Origin of the sequence: Paraburkholderia sp. EG304 (assembly GCF_046543485.1) — a bacterium.
GTDB classification, from domain to species: domain Bacteria; phylum Pseudomonadota; class Gammaproteobacteria; order Burkholderiales; family Burkholderiaceae; genus Paraburkholderia; species Paraburkholderia youngii.
Genome location: NZ_JBKGUA010000135.1, coordinates 1 through 5,585, shown reverse-complemented (window position 1 = coordinate 5,585; position 5,585 = coordinate 1). Strand labels below are relative to the sequence as shown.

Below are 5,585 nucleotides of genomic sequence, written 5' to 3'. Positions count from 1 at the left end.
CTGGCTCCTTATGCCGAAAGCCAACTGGCTCCTATATGCCGGAAACGAAGTGGCTCCTTTATGCCGAAAACGTCCCGGCTCCTTTATGCCGGAAGCCCGGTGGCCCCTATATGGCGGAAGATGACACCGCTCAGACGGCCGGTCAGCGAGTCAACCCGGAAGGCGGTCGGCGCGTGGCTTGGGAAGGCTGGCATGAGGTCGGAACAGTACCTGTTCCCACGTCGCTATCGGCGTCCCCGCATCTTTCAACCCGGCAATACGCCCGGATGATACGTCGCCGGGCGGATGCAGCGGGGCTTGATCCGACAGCGTACGGCACGCATTCGATGCGCCGTACGAAGGCGACGCTGATTTACAAACGCACCAAGAACCTCAGGGCAGTGCAACTGCTTCTCGGCCATAGCAAGATCGAAAGCAAAATCAGATACTTGGGTATCGAAGTCGACGACGCGCTTGAGATTTCGGAGCAGACTGAAATCTAGCGCAGCTGGTGCAGGCCGCGCGAAACGATGTGACACCGGCATTCGTGCGGCCTCGGTCGGCGCGGTTCTCGTGGGACAAAACCAGCGGACTTGGGCCCGCTGCTGCTGCAGGACAACCGTCCTCGAGACCGCTTCGGCCCGGAAAGCTGCCGGACCGCCTATGCGCACGACTCGGCCAGAGCCGACATTGGAGCGGGCTGGATTTTAGGTCAGCAATGTGGCGGATTGCCGACGGTGGAGCTCTCGAGCGGCCGGACGCCTGCTACCTGCATCGCCGAACTCACACTCTCAACCATCAACTGCGTTTGGAGCCGGCACCGCAGGCTTGTTAGTGTTCACATTGAGTGGGACGATCTCGGCGCGGCCGCCTGGCAGGATATCGGCGAGATCGGGGCTTGTACCGAGCACACCGCAGAAACGAGCGGACTTCTGTGAACCGGAGGCTGTGGCTCTGGATGCTAATGTGGCGGGTCCGTTACTTCGCGATTACATCCTTCGCCTGAACATCAATCGTCGGCTGGGCCGCGGCTGCATTAGTGGTCGACGGTGACCCACCACCCATGCCTTCCTTGAATGCTTTGAAGGCACCGCCCAAGTCGGAACCGGCGGTACGTAATTTCTTGGTGCCGAAAACAAGCGCAATAATGGCCAGAACGATTAGCCAATGACCGATGCTGAGACTTCCCATATCGAACCTCTAGAACTAGAAAAACGTTGAACGATGACGCGCAGCTTTTCCGCACGTTCCGGAAAGTAGCGGGTTCCGGTGTAGCCCCCATTGTCAAATCCGAAGCGATCCCGTCTCATTGAGCCATTTGCGGAATCGAAACCGTGATTGCCGCCACCAATGCGTGTCACCCGCAGAGGCAAGAAAGCTCCGGTTGTCCCAGCCGTGATTTGCGTTCACAGCGTTCGAAGCGTTCGCTGCCGACGCAATTGCGGACCTTCTCAAACGCAGAAGCCAGGTGTGAAAACGCTAGCGTTTACGCACATTCGGCATATCGAGACATGCTAGTGCCGTGACGATCGCGAATACCGACTCTGGCGTCCGCATCGGCTCAGGTGTCAGGATTTGCTGCGACGAAGCTCTGGAACGCACCGTAAGTCGGCTGGATCGGTACCAGACTGTTCGAGACGATGCCGAACGTCTGGTCACCACTCGTCAAGTCGTAGTACATCACCGACTGAACCGCAGACGTCTTGCGCGCCGCATAGAATTCGCCGAGTTGCTGACTGACGTAGGTCGCGCGGAACGCTTCGGTATCTTCGGGGGCGGCGTTCCATTCGGAGATGATGAACGGCACTCCATAGCGCGCCTTGCAGTAGATCGGCAGGTTGAAGCCTGGACCGGCACCGTCCGAGCCTACGTCGAAGATATCGCCATAAGGCTGGTAGTTGTGCCACGTCGTGATGTCCCAGCGAACCTTAGGGTAACCGCTCGTTCCATTCGGCTGCAAGCCATCCCATAGCATGTCGGAGGCGGCGATATCCGCCACGCAGAAGTTGATGCCGCACTTGGCGTTCGGCTGCACGGATTTGATGCCATCGATCATGCCGCGCATCGCGCCGCGCAACATCGGCCAGTTCGCGTTGTTGAAGTCGCCCCTGCCTGTTCCGGCCGTTGCCGAATTCAGGATGATCGCCCCGTCGCGGGTCAGTTCATTGCCACATTCGTACATCGTGACGCCATACGGCGCCAGCGCCGTGGCAATCGCCGCAGCCCCTGAGAATGAAGCCTGATAGGCCGCCGATTCACTCGTGTACAGGTTGTTGTTTGTGTCACGGAGCCCGTATTCGACGAGCGGGAAAAGCGTCAGTCCGGCGGACTTGAAAGCGCTTGCCAGGGCTACCAACGCGTTAATCTGGGTCGGCGTGTTGAAAACGCCGACGCGATACGTCGTGCATCCTAGCGCACGCAGCGCGCCGACGACCTGCGCGGGCGTAAACGGATAATCGTAGTGCCCGTTGATGCCGTAGAACGCGCCCGGCGTCGCCGCCGCGGCGATACGCGGGTCCGTACACGGTAACCAGTTGCCGTTCCATGTCAGGACAGAGAACTGCCCGCCCGTCCCCGACTGGTAGATCATGCCGCCATACCACAACAGCAGGCTCACGTTGGAGGAGGACGGATCCTTGACCTTGTTCTTGTAGATATAGCCGTTCGAAAGCGTCCAGATGTTGCTGGACTTGTCGATGATGTAGGCGGCGGACGGAATCGTCGTGCCGTCTGCCGAAGTGCCGCCAAGGCGCGGATCGATACACGACGTCCATCCCGACCCAAGCCACTGATAGAAATTGCCGCTCGTGTTTTCCTGGTACACGCTGCCGTTGTACCACAGCAGCATTGTGACGTTGTACGAGTAGGGGTCTTTGGTCCCGTTCCTGTAGATATACCCGTTGGAGGTCGTCCACACGATGCCAGAGGCGTCGATAATGGACGTCGCCGGCGGGGTTGTCGTGCCGTTGGCCGAAATATTACCCCCGACGCGCGGATCGACAGAGGGTGTCCAGCCCGTCCCAAGCCATTTGTAGAAATCCCCGCCCGTGTTCTGCTGGTAGACGCTGCCGTTGTACCACAGCAGCAACGCGACGTTGTACGAGTAGGGGTCTTTGATCCCGTTCCTGTAGATATACCCGTTGGAGGTCATCCACACGATGCCGCTGGCGTCGACAATGGATGCCGCAGGCGGGGTTGTCGTGCCGTTGGACGAAGTGCCCCCGAGGCAGGGATTGGAAGCCGGTGTCCATCCCGACCCAATCCACTGATAGAAATCTCCGCTCGTGTTTTGCTGGTAGACGCTGCCGTTGTACCACAGCAGCATCACGACATTGTACGAGTAGGGGTCTTTGGTCCCGTTCCTGTAGATATACCCGTTGGCGGTCATCCACACACTGCCGCTGGCGTCGACAATGGCGGACGCCGGCGGGGATGTCGTGCCGTTGGCAGAAGTCGTACCGTTGGCCGCAATGAGGCGCGGATCGACAGAGTTTGTCCACCCCGTCCCAAGCCACACATAGTAATCCCCGTTCGTGTTCTGCTGGAAGACGCTGCCGTTGTACCACAGCAGCATTGTGACGTTGTACGAGTAGGGGTCTTTGGTCCCGTTCCTGTAGATATACCCGTTGGAGGTCGTCCACATGATGCCGGAGGCGTCGACAATGGACGCTGCCGGCGGGGTTGTCGTGCCGTTAGGTGAGGTGGATACGCTGGCGTTTGCCTTGGCCGCACTGCTGTTGCTGCGAGGCGCAGTGGCGTCGCTGTTGCTCCCGCCACCGCACGCAAACAGTACATAGCTGCTTGCAGCTGCCGTCAGGCAGCCGAGAAATCGTCGTCGATTGATCACAGAAATAATCCGCAGCCGGAAGACCCGGCCAAATTCAGTTGGTAAGCGCTCGAGTCACACGGGTCTGACGTGCGCCAGAAAGTGGTTGCACCTTTTAATTCGGTATCCTTATCAAACCGCTGCAATACGATCGGACGACGGCTCCCAGGCGTTCATCAAGGCGCCGCGTTTTCTATCGAACTGCTTGTCGGAGGGATTTCGATTACCGGAGCGATCCTCACTTGATCTGCCTTTGCGCAGCCAGCGAGCGAATTCGCAAAAAGGGAATAAGCGATAGTGATTCGGTAGTAATTACCTTTTCGAGCCTCTCGTCAGGTAAGAGATACTACTGGATGTCGGCAGGAAGTGGGCCGGAGGTTAGAGCACGGCGGAAAATAGGCTTATTCTTGCGATTAAAAGGCGCCCGCAGGTTACTTTTTTCGCGGTCTGCGAATCGGAAGCGACGAACGTCCAGACGGTGGTGGACGATGAGCACTTTTCCACGGGGTATCTTTCCAATGATCTCGGGGAGCGTTCAGGGCCGGAAAGTGACCTTGCCCCTGTTTCACGAATCCCATAGCTGAAGTGCGTTGGCTGGAACTCGATCTGGCAGGTAGTCTGGGCCGATAGAGAAGACGCGATCAATGGGAATGAGTTTCTCCCTGGCGAGTTGTAGTGAATCGAGAAAGTTGCGCATCGGGGCCTTGCCGTAACACCATCGTCCCTGATGTTCACGTTCATTGTTGTACTGGTCGACCGCCGCCCCATTGACGGATGTTCGCTAGGCTGATCGCGCACCCGGGGCGCGTCTTGCTCCGGGACTTCTAGGGAAAACTTCGGTACTTTCCTGTTCACGGCTCCATTCTCTCGAGAGCTGGAGTCTGCACGGAATCCGCGGCGGTTGCACTTGTTCTCGGACGCCGCGGAGTGGCCCCGATCGACAGCGACGGGCTGCGCAGCAGCTGGTCGAACTCGATTCGCCCTCGTCAAATATCACGACGATAGGTTTGTCTCGGCAAACCCTCGGCGAATCATATTGGCAATTAGTTCAGCGCAACTTTCTGCCGCGACCACGAGAACGGCATCGAGCCCGTTCGGTGCGTTCTTCGTCGGATCAAACGTGAACTTCGTCCATTCCATCGGCGTGGTCTGTCTGTGAACGATAATGCGGTGGAAGTTCGGCACGTTGTAATTCGTTCCCGCGGGGTTCAACACGTAGGGATCAAACGAGCACGGGGTAGCCTCAGTGAACGGAGTCGATGCGTCATAGACTTGCGTAGCGGGCTTGGCGTTTTCGTGAAGGTGGTCGTGCGGGACATGACTGTCCAGGTTAAATGAATAGAAGAGCCTACCCTGACCGCTAGCCTGTTGAATGAAATGAACGCGTCCCGCCCACGCGTCGGTTCAGAAGACGTCGTTACTGCGAGACCAATAGCAACAACGTTCGGGGCACAAAATCTACGGGTGTACCGGCGCCTCGAGGAACCAAAATGACCTGTACGACGGTGGGTTTGTATATCGCGAAGAATGTGTTTCAGGTGCATTACATCGACGAAGAGACAGGCGAGATCGCGAATAAGCCGATCAGACGCGCGAGATTTTTGGAGCACTTTGCGAACCGTGCCCAATGCATGATCGGGATGGAGGCGTGTAGCTGTCACTGACCGGCATATTCGAGCCATTCCGGGATCGGCGTAATCGAGCCACCGGATGATCGCCGCAATCGAGCCAGTGCATGATCGGCGCAATCGGGCCACTCGATGATCGGCGTATTGGAGCC

The 5,585-nt window shown here is 58.0% G+C and carries 4 protein-coding genes and 2 pseudogenes; 3 read left to right on the top strand and 3 right to left on the bottom strand.

Annotated features, from left to right (window positions below; all coding sequences use genetic code 11):
- Positions 1 to 147: 147 nt before the first annotated feature.
- Both ACLFKU_RS42285 and ACLFKU_RS42280 read left to right on the top strand, forming a co-directional pair.
- A pseudogene (locus ACLFKU_RS42285) lies at positions 148 to 482 on the top strand (tyrosine-type recombinase/integrase); the annotation flags it as partial.
- Positions 483 to 572: 90 nt separating this feature from the next.
- Positions 573 to 917 (top strand): hypothetical protein, encoded by a 345-nt coding sequence (locus tag ACLFKU_RS42280; RefSeq protein ID WP_410853202.1) that lies wholly within the window; start codon positions 573 to 575, stop codon positions 915 to 917.
- Between the two features lie 40 nt (positions 918 to 957).
- Here the strand turns inward: ACLFKU_RS42280 and tatA are convergent, their stop codons facing one another.
- The 3 genes from tatA to ACLFKU_RS42265 all read right to left on the bottom strand — a co-directional run bounded on the left by tatA (position 958) and on the right by ACLFKU_RS42265 (position 4,990).
- Positions 958 to 1,170, bottom strand: a complete 213-nt coding sequence (tatA, locus tag ACLFKU_RS42275; protein ID WP_176122729.1) for a Sec-independent protein translocase subunit TatA — start codon at positions 1,168 to 1,170, stop codon at positions 958 to 960.
- 370 nt (positions 1,171 to 1,540) lie between these two features.
- Positions 1,541 to 3,826 (bottom strand): hypothetical protein, encoded by a 2,286-nt coding sequence (locus tag ACLFKU_RS42270; protein WP_410853201.1) that lies wholly within the window; start codon positions 3,824 to 3,826, stop codon positions 1,541 to 1,543.
- A 972-nt stretch (positions 3,827 to 4,798) separates the two neighbouring features.
- On the bottom strand, positions 4,799 to 4,990 hold the full coding sequence (locus ACLFKU_RS42265) for a hypothetical protein (RefSeq protein WP_410853200.1): 192 nt from the start codon (positions 4,988 to 4,990) through the stop codon (positions 4,799 to 4,801).
- A 305-nt stretch (positions 4,991 to 5,295) separates the two neighbouring features.
- Here ACLFKU_RS42265 and ACLFKU_RS42260 point away from each other — a divergent pair.
- Positions 5,296 to 5,457 (top strand): annotated as a pseudogene (locus ACLFKU_RS42260) (IS110 family transposase); the annotation flags it as partial.
- Positions 5,458 to 5,585: the final 128 nt, after the last annotated feature.

Coding starts and splice junctions, on each gene's coding strand:
- tatA (WP_176122729.1), bottom strand. CDS start 1,170: ATGGGAAGTCTCAGCATCGGTCATTGGCTAATCGTTCTGGCCATTATT.